This window comes from Cellulomonas humilata (assembly GCF_013359775.1).
Lineage (GTDB): Bacteria > Actinomycetota > Actinomycetes > Actinomycetales > Cellulomonadaceae > Cellulomonas > Cellulomonas humilata.
In genome coordinates, this window is record NZ_JABMCI010000071.1 from 244,533 (window position 1) to 261,009 (window position 16,477).

Genomic DNA, 16,477 nt, shown 5'->3' on the forward strand with positions numbered 1-16,477 from the left:
TCCCCTCCGTTCGACCCCGCGCCCCGGACCGCTTCGATCAGTCTGCGTCGAGCAGGTCCTCCAGCAACGCCCCCGCGAGCCGTCGGAAGGTGCGCCGCGGCCGTGTGCGGTCGAGCACCGCGACCTCGAGCTGCACCGCGGGGATCGTCCGAGCCTCGCCGCCCTCGTCCGCCGGGGAGCCGAGCGTCCGCACGGCGAGCGCCAGGACCTCCGGAAGGGTGAGCCCGGCGCGCCACTCCTGCGCCAGCAGCCCGCCGAGCCGCTCGGCCTGGCCGCCCATCACGACGTAGCCGTGCTCGTCGGTCACCGAGCCGTCGTACGCGAGCCGGTAGATCTGGTCACCCGCCGCCGCCCGCCCCACCTCGGCCACGACGATCTCGACCTCCAGCGGCTTGGACTCGGTGGTGAACGACGTGCCGAGCGTCTGCGCGTAGGCGTTGGCCAGCCCGCGCGCGGTGACGTCCTCGCGGTCGTAGGAGTACCCCCGCAGGTCGGCGTAGCGCACGCCGGCCACCCGCAGGTTCTCGAACTCGTTGTACTTGCCGACGGCCGCGAAGCCGATCCGGTCGTAGATCTCCGAGATCTTGTGCAGCGCGCGCGACGCGTTCTCGGTGGCGAACGCGATCCCGTCGTCGTACTGGAGGACGACGACGGACCGGCCGCGGGCGATGCCCTTGCGGGCGTAGTCCGCCCGGTCCTTCATCAGCTGCTCGGGCGAGACGTAGAACGGCATGCTCATCGCGCACCCCCCCGACCCTCGTGCGAGCGGCGGCGTTCCTGCTCGATCTGCTCCGCGACCGCGGCGAGGTCGGCGTCGCTGACCCGCAGGTACCCGGACTCCGTGACGGTCGCGACGACCGGCCAGATGCCCCGCGTGTGGTCCGGTCCGCCGGTGGCGGAGTCGTCGTCGGCCGCGTCCACGAGCGCCTCGACGGCCACGCGGACCGCGCCGGGGGCGTCCAGCCCCGGCCGCCACAGCTTCTTGAGCGAGCCCCGCGCGAACACCGAGCCCGAGCCGACCGCGTGGTGGTCGTGCTCCTCGTAGCGCCCGCCCGTGACGTCGTAGGAGAAGATCCGGCCGAGCCGGCGGTCCAGGTCGAAGCCGCCGAACAGCGGCACGACGGCCAGACCCTGCATCGCCATGCCGAGGTTGCCGCGGATCATCGTGGCGAGCCGGTTGGCCTTGCCGTCGAGCGACAGCAGGCTGCCCTCGATCTTCTCGTAGTGCTCGAGCTCCAGCTGGAACAGCCGGACCAGCTCCACGGCGAGCCCTGCGGTGCCGGCGATGCCGACGGCCGAGTACTCGTCGGCCGGGAAGACCTTCTCGATCTCCCGGCTGGCGATCATCGAGCCCATGGTCGCCCGGCGGTCGCCCGCCATCACGATCCCGCCGTCGAAGGCGAGCGCCAGGATCGTGGTGCCGTGCGGCGCCTGCACGTCGCCGGACGGCCGGTTACCCGGCAGCAGCTGGGGGGCGTGGCCGGACAGGAACTCCACGAACGACGACGAGCCGGGGGTAGTGAACGCGTGCGGCAGCCGCCCGGAAGCGGACGTGTCGTGTGAGCTCATCGGCGGTCACTGACCACCCTTCTGCACGAACCCGCGCACGAACTGCTCGGCGTTGGACTCCAGGACGTCGTCGATCTCGTCGAGCAGCGCGTCCACCTCCGCGTCCCGCGACTGCGCGGCAGGCGCTGCCGGGGTGGGCGTGTCCGGGCCGTCGTCCGGCTCCGCGTCCTCGCGGCGCGGGCGTACGTGTTCCTGACCAGCCATGGTGACCTCCCGGGTGCCAGACGACGTGCTGAGCCCACCCTAGGCCCATCTTCCGACGCTCCCGGTCCCGACGCCCACGGTGCGGACGGGCGGGCGGGCGAACTTGGAGCGACGACCGCGCGATGCTGCGACCGGCGCCGGCTCGCCGTGCACGCCGACGTCCGCTAGGCGCCCAGCGCGTCGAGCAGGGCCGTGGCGTCGGGGCTGCGGTCCAGCAGCGCACCCACGTGTGCCTGCGTCCCCCGCAACGGGTCGCGCATCGGCACCCGCTGGAGCGTGGCCGCGCCGGGCACGTCGAACACGACGGAGTCCCAGCTCGCAGCCGAGATCTCGGTGCCGTACCGGGCCACCGCCTCGCCACGGAAGTACGCCCGGGTGTCCGTCGGTGGGTGCAGGACGGCATCGGCCACCCGCTCGCCGGTCACCAGCAGCTCGACGGCGCCGGCCTGGACCAGCCGGTGGTAGAGGCCGCGCTCGGGCCGGACGTCGGACCACTGGAGGTCCATCGCGGCCAGGCGCGGGTGGTCCCACGCCAGCTGGTCGCGTCGTCGCATCCCCTCCAGCAGCCGGAGCTTGGCCAGCCACTCGACCTCGCGGGCGCACGACGCCGGGTCGGTCTCGAGCCGGTCGAGCAGCGACTCCCACCGCGCCAGCACGTCCGCGGTCTGCGCGTCGGGCTCCTCGCCGACGTGCGCCAGCGCCGCGAGGACCGCCGCGAGGTACTCGCGCTGGACCTCCAGAGCGGTCAACCGGCGACCGTCCGCCAGCTCGAGCCGTGAGGTGAGCGTCACGTCGTGGCTGACCACGTGGACGGCGTGCACCGGGTCGCGCAGGGCCAGCCGGTCGACCGCCGCGAGCGCACCCCCGGAACCCCCCTCGGCGACCGCCCGCTCGATGAGCCACAGGACCAGCGACGTGGTGCCCAGCCGCAGGTAGGTGGCCGCCTCCAGCATGGTCGCGTCGCCGATGATCACGTGCAGCCGACGCCACCGGTCCGGGTCCGCGTGGGGCTCGTCGCGCGTGTTGATGATCGGGCGGCGCAGGGTGGTCTCCAGGCCGATCTCAGCCTCCATGTAGTCGGCGCGCTGCGACAGCTGGAACCCGGCCTCCTCGCCGCGCTGGCCGAGCCCGACCCGGCCGGCCCCCGTGAACACCTGGCGGGTGACGAAGAACGGGATCAGCCGGGCCGCGAGGTCGTTGAACGGCACCGCCCGGTCCACGAGGTAGTTCTCGTGCATGCCGTAGGTGGCGCCCTTGCCGTCCACGTTGTTCTTGTAGAGGGCGACGTCGGGCAGTGCCGTGGTCGACGCGAGCGCGCGGACCGACGCGAGCATGACGCGCTCGCCGGCCCGGTCCCACAGGACGGCGTCGAGCGGGTTGGTGACCTCCGGCGAGGAGTACTCCGGGTGCGCGTGGTCGACGTAGAGGCGCGCGCCGTTGGTGAGGATGACGTTGGCGGCGCCGGGGTCCTCGTACTCCTCTGTCGTGGCCCGGGGCAGGGCCTGAGGGCCGTCGCCCGACGGTGCCGGCGTCTCCGGGTCGTCCGTGAGCATCGACGGGTGTGCCGACGCCAGGTGGAACCCGCGGGCGTCGTGCAGCGGGTCCTCGTCGTCGTAGTCCCAGCGCGCCTTCGTGCGCGCACCCTCGCGGGCGGCGGCGTGCACCGCGACCACGTGGCTCGACAGGAGCATCGGGTTGGCCAGCGGACGTCCGGGCTGGAGGATCCCGTACTCGGTCTCGATCCCCATCACGCGGCGCACGGTCACCCGTCCACCCTAGGGTGCTGTGACAGTGCGGCCGTGCCGGTGTCCGTCCGTCAGAGGTACTGCCCGGTGCTCGTGACGTTCTCGATGGTGCGCGAGCCCTCGGCGCCCTTCTTGCCCTGCACGATCGTCCGGATGAAGACGATGCGCTCGCCCTTCTTGCCGGAGATGCGCGCCCAGTCGTCGGGGTTGGTGGTGTTCGGCAGGTCCTCGTTCTCGCGGAACTCGTCGACGCACGCGGTGAGCAGGTGCTCGACGCGGATCCCCCGCTGACCGTTCTGGAGGAAGTCCTTGATCGCCGACTTCTTGGCGCGGTCGACGACGTTCTGGATCATGGCCCCGGAGTTGAAGTCCTTGAAGTACAGGACCTCCTTGTCGCCGCTGGCGTAGGTGACCTCGAGGAACCGGTTCTCGTCGCTCTCCGTGTACATCCGCTCGACGACGCGCGTGATCATCGCCTCCACGGCCGCGGAGGCGGACCCGCCGTGCTCGGCGATGTCGTCCGGGTGGATGGGCAGCGTCGGCACCAGGTACTTGCCGAAGATCTCCCGCGCGCCCTCGGCGTCGGGGCGCTCGATCTTGATCTTCACGTCGAGGCGGCCGGGCCGCAGGATCGCCGGGTCGATCATGTCCTCGCGGTTGGAGGCACCGATGACGATGACGTTCTCGAGCCGCTCGACCCCGTCGATCTCGCTGAGCAGCTGCGGCACGATCGTCGTCTCGACGTCGCTGGACACGCCCGTGCCGCGGGTGCGGAACAGCGACTCCATCTCGTCGAAGAACACCACGACCGGGTGCCCCTGGGACGCCTTCTCCCGGGCGCGTGCGAAGATCAGCCGGATGTGCCGCTCGGTCTCGCCGACGTACTTGTTGAGCAGCTCGGGGCCCTTGACGTTGAGGAAGAAGCTCTTCGTGTCCGCGGTCGACTCCCCGCGCGCCGCCGCCGCCGTGGCCGCCAGCGAGTGCGCGACCGCCTTGGCGATGAGCGTCTTGCCGCATCCGGGCGGCCCGTACAGCAGGACGCCCTTCGGGGGCTTCAGGCCGTGCTCCAGGAACAGCTCGGGGTGCAGGAACGGCAGCTCGACGGCGTCGCGGATGGCCTCGATCTGCGGTCCGAGCCCGCCGATGTCCTCGTAGTCGATGTCCGGCACCTCTTCGAGCACCAGCTCCTCGACCTCGGCGCGCGGGATGATCTCGAACACGAAGCCGCTGCGTGAGTCGATCGTGAGGGCGTCGCCGATCCGCACGTGCGCGTCCTTGACCTGACCGGCGAAGCGCACGACACGCTCCTCGTCGCCGCGGCCGACCACCAGCGCTCGGTCGGTGCCCAGCAGCTCCTTGACCGTGACGAGCTCGCCGACCTCTTCGTAGCCACCGGCCTCGACGACGGTCAGGGCCTCGTTGAGCATGACCTCCTGGCCGGGCCGCAGGCGCGAGATGTCCAGCGACGGGCTGGCGCCGACGTGCATCTTGCGGCCGGACGACACGATGTCCACCGTGCCGTCGGCGCGTGAGCCGAGGAACGTGGCGTAGGTGCCGGGGGGCTTGGCCAGGTCGTCGACCTGGCGCTTGAGGTCGATGATCTGCTCGCGGGCGGCCACCAGCGCATCGCTGAGCCGCTCGTTCTTCGCCGAGAGCAGGGTGAGCTCTCGGTGCAGGTCCCGTCCAGGGGCTGCCGGATCAGTCATCTCGTCGGCCTCCGTTCCGCGTGGTGCGTGGTCGTGACTCCGTCCACCGTGCACTGCGCTGTGCCTGCTGGTCCGACGACCCTAACCACCAGTGTCAACCGCCGGGGCACGACGCGCGCGAGCGGCTCAGCTCGTCGGCGATCCGGTCTCGGGCGCCTGGCCCACGTCGCGGCGCGCGCGGCGCAACTTCTTGTCGGAGACCAACCGCTCCCCCATCGCCTCGGGCGACCACAGCTCGGAGTCGTCGACCGCGGGCGCTCCGTCGGGTGCCACCGGGTAGGCGCCCTTGGCAGGACGGCGTCGGCGCTGGGGTGCGTCGACACCGTCCGCGAGCCGGCGCGTGGTGAGCAGGAAGCCGGTGTGCCCGATCATCCGGTGCTGCGGACGCACGGCGAGCCCCTCCAGGTGCCAGCCGCGCACCATCGACTCCCACGCCTCGGGCTCGGTGTAGCGCCCGTCGGTGCGGATGTCCTCCGCCAGCCGCGAGAGCTGCGTGGTCGTCGCGACGTAGGAGATGAAGACGCCGCCGGGCGCGAGGGCCTGGGCCACCGCGTCGAGGTTCTCCCAGGGGGCGAGCATGTCGAGCACCACGCGGTCCACGCTCCCGGGCGACGCCACGGTCGGCAGGACGTCGGACAGGTCCCCGACCGAGAGCTCCCACGCGGGGTGCGGGCCGCCGAAGAAGCCCTCGACGTTGCCGCGCGCGATCGCCGCGAAGTCCTCCCGCCGCTCGATCGAGTGCAGCGAGCCGGCGTCGCCGACGGCCCGCAGGAGCGACATGGTCAGCGCACCGGACCCGACGCCCGCCTCGATCACCCGGGCGCCCGGGTAGATGTCTGCCATGGCGACGATCTGCCCGGAGTCCTTGGGGTAGACCACCGCGGCACCGCGCGGCATGGACAGGACGTAGTCGGCGAGCAGCGGGCGCACGGCGAGGTACTCGATGCCGGCGGTGTTGCGCACCACCGAGCCCTCGGGCGCACCGAGCAGCAGGTCGTGGCTGAGGTAGCCGCGGTGCGTGTGGAACGACGCGCCCTCGGCGAGCGTGATCGTGTGCAGCCGGCCGCGCGGGTCGGTGAGCTGCACGCGGTCGCCCGCACGGAGGAGGCCGCGACGCTGCGCGGCCCCGGTGGACGTCTTCTCGGGGTTCACGGTGCCCGAGTCTAGGAGCGGATGGCGGCGACGACGTCCATCGCGCGGATCAGCCCGACCACCCGGCCGTCCACCAGGGCGACGACCACGGGCGAGTGCTCCGTGGCGCGCCCGACGGCAGCCACCAGCTGCTGCCCGGTGAGGAGCCCGTCGACGACCGCCCCGCCGGGCAGCGGGACGGCGACGGCGGTGACCGGCGTGGTGCCCGCCGCGTCGGCCGGCACCGAGGCGGCTGCGGCGCGGTCGACGTACGCGGCGGGCCGTCCCTCGGGCGACAGGATGACGACCTCCTCGGCACCCGAGGACGCGGCAAGGACGCCGGCCTGGGCGATCGACTCGGTGTGCGCGACCCCGATCGCCCGGCGGCCCACCGAGGCGACCGTGACCAGCCCGACCGCCTTCTGCGTGCGACCGCCCCGGACCGCGGCCGAGGCCCCCGACCAGAGGAAGGCGCCGATGAGCGCGCCCCAGATCACGTCGTAGAGGTCGGGCTGCCGGCCCAGCGCCAGGGGAAGGAGGAGGGCCCAGGCGAACACGAGGACCGCGACGATCCGCCCGACCCAGCCCGCGGCGACCGTCCCGGTGTGCCGGTTCTTGGTCGCCCCCCACACGGCCGCCTCGAGCAGGAACCCGCCGTCGAGGGGCAGCCCCGGGACCAGGTTGAACAGCCCGACGAACGCGTTGGTCAGGCACCCGGACCAGACGAGCAGCCCCACGAGGCTCCGCTCGTCCACGCCCTGCGCCACCGCCAGGAACCCGCCGGCCAGCACCAGGTTGGCGATCGGCCCGACGACCGCGATCAGCGCGCTGCTGCCCGGCGTCGGGGTCGCGCCGCCGAACGCGGTGTGCCCGCCCCAGAGGGTGAGCACGAACTCGCGCGGCTGCTGCCCGCGGGCGCGTGCCATGAGCCCGTGCGCCAGCTCGTGCACCAGGACGGAGGCGAACAGCAGGACGACGAACCCGAGCGCGACGACGTAGACGAGCCCCCCGAGGTTCTCGGAACGGGCGCGGACGGTCGGGGCGAAGATGAGGGTCAGCACCACCGCGGCGATGAGCCAGCTCGGGGCCAGGATGATCGGGGCGCCGACGGCATGACCGATCACCCAGCCGGAGGATCGTCGTGCGGGGGGTCGAGGAGCGCTCACCGGTCAAGAGTAGGTGGGTCGGTGGACGGTCGTGTCGGCGGCCCCGCCTACGCTCGGGGGGTGACGGTGCAGCATCTCGACCAGGACTCCCCCGACGTCTCGCCCGACCTCGGCGTGACGGTCGACGACGCGGTGGAGACGGTGATCGAGGTCGCCGTCGAGGACGCCGCCGCGGAGACGGTCGAGGCGCGCCCGCCGTCGCGTCCCGGGCTCTCCCCGTCGCGCGCCAACGACTTCCTGCAGTGCCCGCAGCTGTTCCGGTTCCGCGTGATCGACCGGCTCCCCGAGCCGCCCAGCTCCGCGGCCGCCCGCGGGACCCTCGTGCACGCGGTGCTCGAGCACCTCTTCGACCTGCCCGCCCCCGAGCGCACGCTCGCGGCCGCGCACGGCCTGCTGCCCGACCAGTGGGCCACCCTGCTGGAGCGCTCCCCGCAGATCGGCGAGCTGTTCGCGGAGCCGGCTGACCTGGCCGAGTGGCTGACCAGCGCCGAGGCCCTGCTGGCGACCTACTTCACGCTCGAGGACCCCACCCGCATCGAGCCGCGCGAGCGCGAGCTGCTGGTGTCCACCGACCTCGACGAGGGCGGCCCCCTGCTGCGCGGCATCATCGACCGGGTCGACGTCGCGCCCAACGGGTGGGTCCGGGTGGTCGACTACAAGACCGGCCGGTCGCCGCGCGCCGGGTTCGAGAGCTCGGCCCTGTTCCAGATGCGCTTCTACGCCTACGTCATCTGGCGCACCCGCGGCGTGCTCCCCAAGCGCCTCCAGCTGGAGTACCTGGGCGACGGCGTCATCCTCACGCACGAGCCGACCGAGATCGAGATGGCGACGGTCGAGGCACGGGTCCGCTCCATCTGGGCGGGCATCGAGGACGCGGCGCGGACGGGCGACTGGCGGCCGCGCACCTCGAAGCTGTGCGACTGGTGCTCGTTCAAGGCGCTCTGCCCCGCGTTCGGTGGCACGCCGCCCGAGATCCCGGCCGGTGCGGTCGAGCGGTCGATCGGGGTCGTCCCCGCGGCGTGAGCGCTCGTCAGCTCGCGCGGCGCAGGTCCAGCACCTCACCGGCCGCGAGGCGCGCGAACGCCCCGAGCGTCAGGTCCGCCAGCGACACGATGCGGCTCAGCCCCGCGCGCGCCGCGACGGGCTGAAGGACCTCGATCCCCACCGCGCGCGCCCCGGACGCGATCGCGGAGGCGATCCCCGCGCTCGAGTCCTCGACGGCGACGCAGTCGGCGATGTCCGCGCCGAGCAGCCGTGCGGCCGTCAGGTACGGCTCGGGGTCAGGCTTCGGCCGGGACACCTCGTCCCCGCTCACCACCACGTCGAACAAGCCCACCGCCGCGGCGAACGGCTCGGCGAGCATCCGGAACGACGACGTGACCAGGGCCATCGGCACCCCCGCGTCGTGCAGGTCGGTGAGCACCTGCTGGGCGCCCGGCTGCCAGGGGATCCCTGCCGCGACCCCGACGGCCACGCGCTGGTTGAGGAAGTCGACGATCGCGTCGAGCGACAGGTCCACCCCCCGCTCCTGCAGGCGCTCGGCGGACACGAGCATCGGGTTGCCCACGAGCGTCAGGCCGTCCTCGTGCGTCCAGCGGCCGCCGTGCGCCTCGACGAGCTCGGTCTCGGCCGCGATCCAGAGGGGTTCGGTGTCGATCAGCGTCCCGTCCATGTCCCACAGGACGGCGGACGGCAGGACGAGGTCGGTGGAAGTGCGGGGCATCGGTCCATCGTACGAGCGCTGACGGTGACCCCTCGACGCGCGCGGGCTCGGCCGTCCGGGCGGTCCGTCGGGATCGCTCTAGGCTGGGCCGATGAGCGAGACCCCCCCGGCCGACCTCCCCGTCGGCGAGACCGTGCTGCTCGCGGCGTTCGAAGGCTGGAACGACGCCGGGTCCGCCGCGACCCAGGCGCTGGAGCATCTGCACGAGGTCTGGGGCGCGGAGCAGGTCGACGAGCTGGACCCCGAGGAGTACCACGACTTCCAGGTCAACCGCCCGGTGGTGGGGCCTGGTCCCGACGGCCGGCGTGAGATCACCTGGCCGACCACCGCGGTGGCCGTCGCGACAGCACCGGTGAGCGGGCGCCGGGTCGTGCTGGTGCACGGCATCGAGCCGTCCATGCGCTGGCGCCGGTACTGCACCGAGCTGCTCGACATCGCGGCCGGCCTCGGCGTCGACACCGTGGTCACGGTCGGCGCCCTGCTGGCCGACGTCCCGCACACGCGACCCATCCCCGTGAACGCGACCAGCGAGGACGCGGGGGTCCGGGACGTCTTCGGGCTCGAGCCCAACACGTACGAGGGGCCGACGGGCATCGTCGGCGTGCTCCAGCACGAGGCTGCCGCGCGCGGCCTGCGGTCCATGTCCCTGTGGGCCGCCGTCCCGCACTACGTCGCGCACCCGCCGTCCCCGAAGGCCACGCTCGCGATCCTGCACCGCCTCGAGCAGCTGCTCGGCGAGCCGGTCCCCCTGGGCGAGCTGCCGGACGACTCGGCCGCCTGGCAGCACGGCGTGGACGAGCTGGCCGCGGAAGACGCCGAGATCGGCGAGTACGTGCACCAGCTCGAGGAGGCCAAGGACACGGCCGACCTGCCGGAGGCGAGCGGCGAGGCGATCGCGCAGGAGTTCGAGCGCTACCTGCGTCGCCGCGACAAGGGCACCGGCGGCTGACAGCTACAGGCGGACGCCCAGCAGGGCGTCCAGGGTCCGGCTGATCACGCCCGGTGCGCCTTCCACCGGGACCTCGGTGCCGGCGAGCGACCGGTGCGACCAGGCGTCGATCAGGGCCAGCGCGGCCGGCGTGTCCAGGTCGTCGGCGAGTGCCGCGCGGACGCCCGCGAGGGTGCTGTCCGCGTCGGGCCCGCCGTTTCCCGACACCGCCCGGCGCCAGAACTCGATCCGCTCCTGCGCCGCGCGCAGGGACTCGTCCGTCCAGTCCCAGTCGTCGCGGTAGCGGTGCGCCAGGATGGCCGCGCGGACAGCCATGGGGTCGACGCCGTCCTCGCGCAGGCGGGAGACGAGCACCAGGTTGCCGCGCGACTTGCTCATCTTTTGACCGTGGAGCCCGACCATCCCGGTGTGCAGGTGGATGCGGGCGCCGTGGCCGGCGTCGAGCAGGCGCGCGTGCGAGGTGCTCATCTCGTGGTGCGGGAACTGGAGGTCGGAGCCGCCACCCTCGACGTCGAACGGCAGCCCGAGGGCGTCGCGGGCGATGACCGCGCACTCGATGTGCCAGCCGGGGCGGCCGCGACCGAGCGAGCCCCCGTCCCAGGCGGGCTCACCGGCTCGCTCACGTCGCCAGAGGAGCGGGTCGAGCGGGGCGCGCTTGCCGGGCCGGTCGGGGTCGCCGCCGCGTTCGTGCGAGAGGGCGCGCATGGTGTCGTCGTCGAGGCCCGCGACCGCGCCGAAGTCGATGTCGGCCGTGAGGTCGGCGTAGACGTCGCCGAGGCCGTCGTCGACCAGCGCGTCCGCAGTCGGCACGCGGTAGGCGGCCCCTGCGGCGAGCAGCACCTCGACCGCAGCCACGACGGCCGGGATCGCCTCGACCACGCCGGAGTAGACGTCCGGCGGGATGACGGCCAGAGCGGTCATGTCCTCGGCGTACAGCGCGGTCTGCTCAGCGGCGAGGTCCCGCCAGTCGACGCCGGTGGCCGCCGCGCGCTCGAGCAGCGGGTCGTCGACGTCCGTGACGTTGGAGGCGTACCGCACGCGGTGGCCGGCGTCCCGCCACGCGCGGCCGAGCACGTCGAACGCGACGTAGGTGGCGGCGTGGCCGAGGTGCGTGGCGTCGTACGGCGTGATGCCGCAGACGTAGAGCGTCGCGTCCTGGCCCGCCGCGGCGACCACCAGCCGGTCGGTCGAGGAGTCGCGCACCTGCACGGCCAGGCCTCGTCCGGGGAGCTGCGGGATGTAGGGGGTGGGCCAGGTGAGCACGGCGGAAGCCTAACCGCGTCCCAAGGTCCACAATGCCCAGGTGACGCACGAGACCTCCACCGACGACCTCCGAGAACGTCTCTGCGTGAAGACGTCGGACGGCTGGACCCTGCGTCCGCCGGGCGAGTCGTCGAGAGGACCGCGCTGGGTGATCGTCGAGTCGATGGCCGACCTGCCCGAGGCTGCACGCCGGCACGGCATCGGCGAGCACGCCATCGCGCTGCTCCTGCACAAGGGGCCCGGCGCGCACCCGTCGTCGGCGGACCACCCGTTGCGTGCCCGGCTCGACCGCTCCCCGGACGGCGAGTTCGTGCTGACTGCGCCCACGCTCTCCTTCGTCGAGGCCACGAACGACGTGAACACCGGGGCGCTGACCTGCGTCGTCGGCAAAGAGGTCGTCCTCATGTGCGAGCTGGGCGACGCCGACGTCATCGGGCACGCGGTGGAGAAGCTCACCGGCGGCTACCCGGTGCCGGACGAGGGCGTCCACCAGGTGCTCGCCGCCGTCGTGCTCTCGCTGGTGGCGGAGGCGTCCGACGTGGAGATCGCGCTCGGCGACGCGGTGGCGGACGTCGAGCGGCTGGTCTTCTCGTCGGCCCGGCACCACAACCCGCTCGAGAAGATCTACGACCTCAAGCGCGAGATCGCCGAGGCCCGCCGGGCGCTCGGACCGGTGACGTCCGTGCTCCCCGAGCTGATCGCCGAGGCCGAGGAGTCCCGCGAGCGGCGGCACTCCCAGCCGTGGCTGGGCCGGGCCGTGGCGTGGGTCGACCGTCTCGACAAGCACCTCGACGGCTACGACGACCTGCTGGGCGACATGCTCTCCGTGCACCTGTCGCAGGTGTCGGTGCGGCAGAACGAGGACGTCCGGAAGATCTCGTCCTGGGCAGCCATCGCCGCGGCGCCGACCCTCGTGGCCAGCATCTACGGCATGAACTTCCACCACATGCCGGAGCTGTCCTGGACGCTCGGGTACCCGCTGGCGATCGCCGTGATGGGCGGCGTCTGCTTCACGCTCTACCGGCTGTTCCGCCGGTCCGGCTGGCTCTGAGGCGCTACGTGGTGACGGGTGCGCTGTTGGCGTCGAGCACGCCGGTGAGCAGCAGGATCACGACGAGCGCCGCGAGCCCGAGCCGGTAGTACACGAACGGCTTGTAGCTGAACGTGGAGACGATCTTCAGGAACACGATGATGACCAGGTAGCCGACGACGAACGCGACGAGCGTCGCGACCAGCGTCGCTCCGAAGCCGGGCGTGCCGCCCTTGCCGAAGTCGTCCACGCTCTTGGCCAGCTGGAACAGCCCGGACCCGAACACCGCGGGGATGGCCAGCAGGAACGAGTACCGCGCGGCCGCCTCTCGGGTGTAGCCCATGAGCAGGCCGCCCGTGATGGTGCCGCCCGAGCGCGACACACCCGGGATGAGCGCGAGCGCCTGCCAGAACCCGAACTGGACCGCGTGCCGCCCGGTCAGCTGCGTGAGCGGGCGCTGCTTGGCCCCCCGGCCGTCGGCCCAGCCGAGGACGAGCGCGAAGCCCGCCAGGGTGAGCGCGATGAGCCACAGGTTGCGGAACGTCTGCTCGATCGAGTCCTGGAACAGCAGCCCCAGGACGACGATCGGCAGCGAGCCGATCGCGATGAACCACGCCATGAGCGCGTCGTGGTCGGCCACCTGGCCGGCCGGCATCCCGGCGCGCGACCGCCAGTCGGTGCCGTGGTCGCCGCGGATCGCCCGCCACCAGGCCGACGCGATGCGGGCGATGTCGTGCCGGAAGTACAGGATCACCGCGGTCTCGGTGCCGAGCTGGGTGATCGCCGTGAACGCCGCGCCGGGGTCGGACCCCAGGAGGTCGCCGACGATGCGCAGGTGAGCGCTCGACGAGATCGGGAGGAACTCGGTCAACCCCTGCACGAGCCCCAGAAGGATCGCTTCACCCAGTCCCATGGCCTCCGTCACGAGCGGAACGATAGCCGGGGTGCGTTGCCGCAGATGACACACGCGCGCCGATTAGTGTTGCGCCTCATGGAACAGCGCCACCTGGGCCGCACCGGTCTGCGGGTCTCCCGGCTCGGGCTCGGCACGATGACGTGGAGCCGCGACACCGACACGCACGACGCCACCGAGCAGCTGCGGGACTTCACCGACGCCGGCGGCACGCTGATCGACACGTCGGCGTCCTACGCCGACGGCGGCGCGGAGGAGCTGCTCGGCGAGCTGCTCGACGACGTGGTCCCCCGCGACGAGGTGGTGCTCTGCACGAAGGCGGGCATCCGGCGGACCAGCAACGGCGGGGTGGTCGACGCGTCGCGCGGCGGCCTGCTGGCCTCGCTCGACGGCTCGCTGCGGCGCCTGCGGACCGACCACGTGGACCTGTGGCTCGTGCAGACCCCCGACCCGCGCACCCCGCTCGACGAGACCGTGTCGGCCCTGCGCCTCGCCGTGACCAGCGGGCGCGCCCGCTACGTCGGGCTGTCCAACCACGCCGGGTGGCAGGTGGCCCGTGCGGCGAGCCTGCTCGAGGGCGAGGTCGGGCTCACCGCGGTCGAGGCCGAGTACTCGCTGCTCCAGCGCGGGATCGAGCGCGAGGTGGTCCCCGCGGCCGTCGCGCTCGGGGTCGGCGTGCTCGCGTGGTCCCCGCTGGGGCGAGGCGTCCTCACCGGCAAGTACCGCCGCACCATCCCGGCGGACTCGCGGGCGGCGTCGCCGCACCTCGCGGGCTTCGTCGAGCCGTACCTCGCCCGGGCGTCGGCGACGATCGTCGAGGCCGTGGCCACCGCGGCCGAGGGGCTCGAGCGCACGCCCCTGGAGGTCGCGCTCGCCTGGGTGCAGGCGCGCGGGGTGGCCTCGGCGATCGTGGGCGCGCGCACGGCGACACAGCTGCGGGGGTCGCTGGCGGCGCAGGACCTGGAGCTGCCCGACGAGCTCCGCCGGGCACTCGACGAGATCAGCGCCCCGACGCTCGGCTACCCCGAGCGGTTCTAGCGGGTGGCCTCGTCGGCGAGGTCGTCGACGTCGGCGTCGTCGTAGTCCTCGTCGTCCTCGTCGTCGTCCTCGTCGTCCTCGTCATGGTCGTCGTCGTCGTCCTCCTCGGCGAGGTAGAACGGCGTGGCCTCGCCGTGGACGGTGCCGAGGGCGTCGTCGTACACCTCGAACGCGTCGGCCAGGATGTCGTAGGCGTCGTCGACTGCGGGGTCGTCCTCGCCGTGCGGGGCGGCGACGGCGGTGTAGTGGGCCTCGAGGGCTGCGATCAGGCGGTCCAGCGCGGCACGCGGGTCGACGGTCATGCGATGACCGTAGCCTTACGCGAGGCACAATGGCAGCGCGTAAGGTTCTTCGGCATTGCGTCGTCAGAGCATCGGGCGCAGCATCGTGACGTAGGCGCGGACCGCGCGGGACGGGGTGGTCAATGGCTTCCAGTCAGACAGGGACGAAGCGGCCCGACTGGGTCGCGCAAGGCGGCCAGTACGAGTACCGCGTGCTCAGGATCCCGGCGACGACGTCCCGGAACGACGCGCGCAAGATGCTGACCGAGCACGCGGAGCTGGGTCGGTGGGAGCTGTCGCGGACGCTCCTGTTCGCCGGCGGCGAGCGCAAGGTCTGGTTGCGGCGCAAGGTCATCCGCGTGCGCAGCACCCTGGCGGAGACGTCCTTCTCCGACTAGCAGGTCCGCAGGAGCCGGTCGAGCACGCGGGTGCCGAAGCGCAGGGCGTCGGTGGGCACGCGCTCGTCGACACCGTGGAACATGCCGGCGAAGTCCAGGTCCGCGGGAAGCCGCAGGGGCGCGAACCCGTAGCCCTTGATGCCCAGCCGCGACAGCGACTTGTTGTCCGTGCCGCCCGACAGCGTGTACGGGAGCACGGTCGCGTCGGGGTCCTCGGCCAGCAGCGACTCCACCATGCGGTCCACCAGGTCGCCGCTGAACGGCACCTCGAGCGCGGTGTCGTGGTGCAGCCGCTCGATCCGCACGTGCTCGCCCGCCAGCTCCGCGACGGTCCGCACGAACTCGTCCTCGAGCCCCGGCAGGTAGCGGCCGTCGACGGTCGCCTCCGCCGAGCCCGGGATGACGTTGGCCTTGTAGCCGGCGGTCAGCTGGGTGGGGTTGGTGGTGTGCCGCAGCGTGGCGCCGACGAACTTCGACGCGGGACCCAGCGCGGCGACGAGCCGGTCGACGGCAGCGGGGTCCTCCGGGTCGAACGGCAGGCCCGTCAGGCGCGCGACCCCCTCGAGCAGCGCACGCACGGTCGGCGTCAGCTGGAGCGGCCAGGGGTGCCGACCGAGCCGGGCGACAGCCTCGGCCAGGTGCGTCACCGCGTTGTCGGCGTTGACCTGGCTGCCGTGGCCCGCACGACCGTCGGCCACGAGGCGCAGCCACGACAGGCCCTTCTCGGCCGTCTGGAGCAGGTAGGCGCGATGGCCGTCGACGTCGACCGAGAAGCCGCCGACCTCGCTGATCGCCTCCGTCGCGCCCTCGAACAGCTCCGGCCGGTGGTCGACCGCCCAGCGCGCGCCGAGGCTGCCGCCCGCCTCCTCGTCCGCGAACATGGCGACGACGACGTCCCGCGCGGGCCTGCGACCCTCCCGGGCCATCTGCCGCACGACGGACAGGATCATCGCGTCCATGTCCTTCATGTCGACGGCGCCACGGCCCCAGACCAGGCCGTCGGTCTCCTCCGCGCCGAACGGGTCCACGGACCAGTCCTCGGCTCGCGCGGGCACCACGTCGAGGTGCCCGTGCAGGACGAGCGCCGGACGGCTCCGGTCGGCGCCCTCCAGCCGGACGACCACGTTCGCGCGGCCGGGCGTGCTCTCGAACAGCTCCGCGTCGAGGCCCACCTCCGTGAGCAGCCCCATGACGTGCTCGGCGGCGGCGCGCTCTCCCGGCCCCGAGTCGTCGCCGTAGTTCGACGTGTCGATGCGGATGAGGTCGCGGCAGATCTGCACGACCTCGTCCTGCGCGGTCACGGTGGCGGGCGTGCCGGAGGCCGGGTGGGTGACGGGCATGCCGTCCACCGTACCGGCCTC

General features: G+C 72.9%; 17 protein-coding genes. 5 read left to right on the forward strand and 12 right to left on the reverse strand.

Going from position 1 to position 16,477, the window contains the following annotated elements; translation table 11 throughout:
- Positions 1-37: 37 nt before the first annotated feature.
- The 7 genes from prcA to HP550_RS21420 form a co-directional block, all read right to left on the reverse strand.
- Positions 38-739 carry a proteasome subunit alpha gene (gene prcA, locus HP550_RS21390; RefSeq protein ID WP_175349694.1) on the reverse strand — a complete coding sequence of 234 codons (702 nt, stop codon included), beginning with the start codon at positions 737-739 and terminating at the stop codon, positions 38-40.
- Entirely contained in the window at positions 736-1,569 is an 834-nt protein-coding gene (prcB, locus tag HP550_RS21395) for a proteasome subunit beta (RefSeq protein WP_175349695.1), read from the reverse strand. Before prcB ends, prcA begins: the two co-directional genes overlap by 4 nt.
- 6 nt (positions 1,570-1,575) lie before the next feature.
- Positions 1,576-1,773 (reverse strand): ubiquitin-like protein Pup, encoded by a 198-nt coding sequence (locus HP550_RS21400; RefSeq protein ID WP_175349696.1) that lies wholly within the window; start codon positions 1,771-1,773, stop codon positions 1,576-1,578.
- A 164-nt stretch (positions 1,774-1,937) separates the two neighbouring features.
- Complete coding sequence (dop, locus tag HP550_RS21405) at positions 1,938-3,539, reverse strand: depupylase/deamidase Dop (protein WP_343048315.1); 1,602 nt, start codon at positions 3,537-3,539, stop codon at positions 1,938-1,940.
- Between the two features lie 50 nt (positions 3,540-3,589).
- Positions 3,590-5,224, reverse strand: coding sequence for a proteasome ATPase (gene arc, locus HP550_RS21410; RefSeq protein WP_175349697.1), 1,635 nt, complete (start codon positions 5,222-5,224; stop codon positions 3,590-3,592).
- A 126-nt stretch (positions 5,225-5,350) separates the two neighbouring features.
- On the reverse strand, positions 5,351-6,376 hold the full coding sequence (locus tag HP550_RS21415; RefSeq protein ID WP_175349698.1) for a class I SAM-dependent methyltransferase: 1,026 nt from the start codon (positions 6,374-6,376) through the stop codon (positions 5,351-5,353).
- Positions 6,377-6,387: 11 nt separating this feature from the next.
- Entirely contained in the window at positions 6,388-7,521 is a 1,134-nt protein-coding gene (locus HP550_RS21420) for a site-2 protease family protein (RefSeq protein ID WP_175349699.1), read from the reverse strand.
- A 114-nt stretch (positions 7,522-7,635) separates the two neighbouring features.
- On the opposite strand from HP550_RS21420, the gene HP550_RS21425 reads away from it, so the two are divergent.
- A complete protein-coding gene (locus tag HP550_RS21425) occupies positions 7,636-8,544 on the forward strand; it encodes a RecB family exonuclease (protein ID WP_425484473.1) in 909 nt (302 codons plus the stop codon).
- 7 nt (positions 8,545-8,551) lie between these two features.
- On the opposite strand, the gene HP550_RS21430 is transcribed toward HP550_RS21425, so the two are convergent.
- The gene (locus HP550_RS21430; protein WP_246281160.1) at positions 8,552-9,244 is read right to left on the reverse strand and encodes an HAD family hydrolase; all 693 of its coding nucleotides are present in this window, start codon (positions 9,242-9,244) and stop codon (positions 8,552-8,554) included.
- 91 nt (positions 9,245-9,335) lie between these two features.
- Here HP550_RS21430 and HP550_RS21435 point away from each other — a divergent pair, with 91 nt between their 5' ends.
- Entirely contained in the window at positions 9,336-10,193 is an 858-nt protein-coding gene (locus HP550_RS21435; RefSeq protein ID WP_175349701.1) for a PAC2 family protein, read from the forward strand.
- A gap of 3 nt (positions 10,194-10,196) precedes the next feature.
- On the opposite strand, the gene mshC is transcribed toward HP550_RS21435, so the two are convergent.
- On the reverse strand, positions 10,197-11,456 hold the full coding sequence (gene mshC, locus HP550_RS21440) for a cysteine--1-D-myo-inosityl 2-amino-2-deoxy-alpha-D-glucopyranoside ligase (protein WP_175349702.1): 1,260 nt from the start codon (positions 11,454-11,456) through the stop codon (positions 10,197-10,199).
- A 40-nt stretch (positions 11,457-11,496) separates the two neighbouring features.
- Here mshC and HP550_RS21445 point away from each other — a divergent pair, with 40 nt between their 5' ends.
- Positions 11,497-12,507, forward strand: a complete 1,011-nt coding sequence (locus tag HP550_RS21445; protein ID WP_343048316.1) for a CorA family divalent cation transporter — start codon at positions 11,497-11,499, stop codon at positions 12,505-12,507.
- A 4-nt stretch (positions 12,508-12,511) separates the two neighbouring features.
- Here HP550_RS21445 and HP550_RS21450 read toward each other — a convergent pair whose 3' ends face one another.
- The gene (locus HP550_RS21450) at positions 12,512-13,399 is read right to left on the reverse strand and encodes an undecaprenyl-diphosphate phosphatase (RefSeq protein ID WP_175349799.1); all 888 of its coding nucleotides are present in this window, start codon (positions 13,397-13,399) and stop codon (positions 12,512-12,514) included.
- A gap of 78 nt (positions 13,400-13,477) precedes the next feature.
- Between HP550_RS21450 and HP550_RS21455 the strand changes: the two genes are divergently transcribed.
- Positions 13,478-14,437: an aldo/keto reductase gene (locus HP550_RS21455; RefSeq protein WP_175349703.1), complete on the forward strand. Its 960-nt coding sequence runs from the start codon at positions 13,478-13,480 to the stop codon at positions 14,435-14,437.
- On the opposite strand, the gene HP550_RS21460 is transcribed toward HP550_RS21455, so the two are convergent.
- Positions 14,434-14,739, reverse strand: coding sequence for a primosomal protein (locus HP550_RS21460; protein ID WP_175349704.1), 306 nt, complete (start codon positions 14,737-14,739; stop codon positions 14,434-14,436). The two genes, HP550_RS21455 and HP550_RS21460, sit on opposite strands and share 4 nt — an antisense overlap.
- Before the next feature lie 122 nt (positions 14,740-14,861).
- Between HP550_RS21460 and HP550_RS21465 the strand changes: the two genes are divergently transcribed.
- A complete protein-coding gene (locus HP550_RS21465) occupies positions 14,862-15,116 on the forward strand; it encodes a DUF5703 family protein (protein ID WP_175349705.1) in 255 nt (84 codons plus the stop codon).
- Here HP550_RS21465 and HP550_RS21470 read toward each other — a convergent pair.
- Positions 15,113-16,456: a M20/M25/M40 family metallo-hydrolase gene (locus tag HP550_RS21470; RefSeq protein WP_175349706.1), complete on the reverse strand. Its 1,344-nt coding sequence runs from the start codon at positions 16,454-16,456 to the stop codon at positions 15,113-15,115. The genes HP550_RS21465 and HP550_RS21470 overlap by 4 nt on opposite strands.
- Between the last annotated feature and the right edge of the window lie 21 nt (positions 16,457-16,477).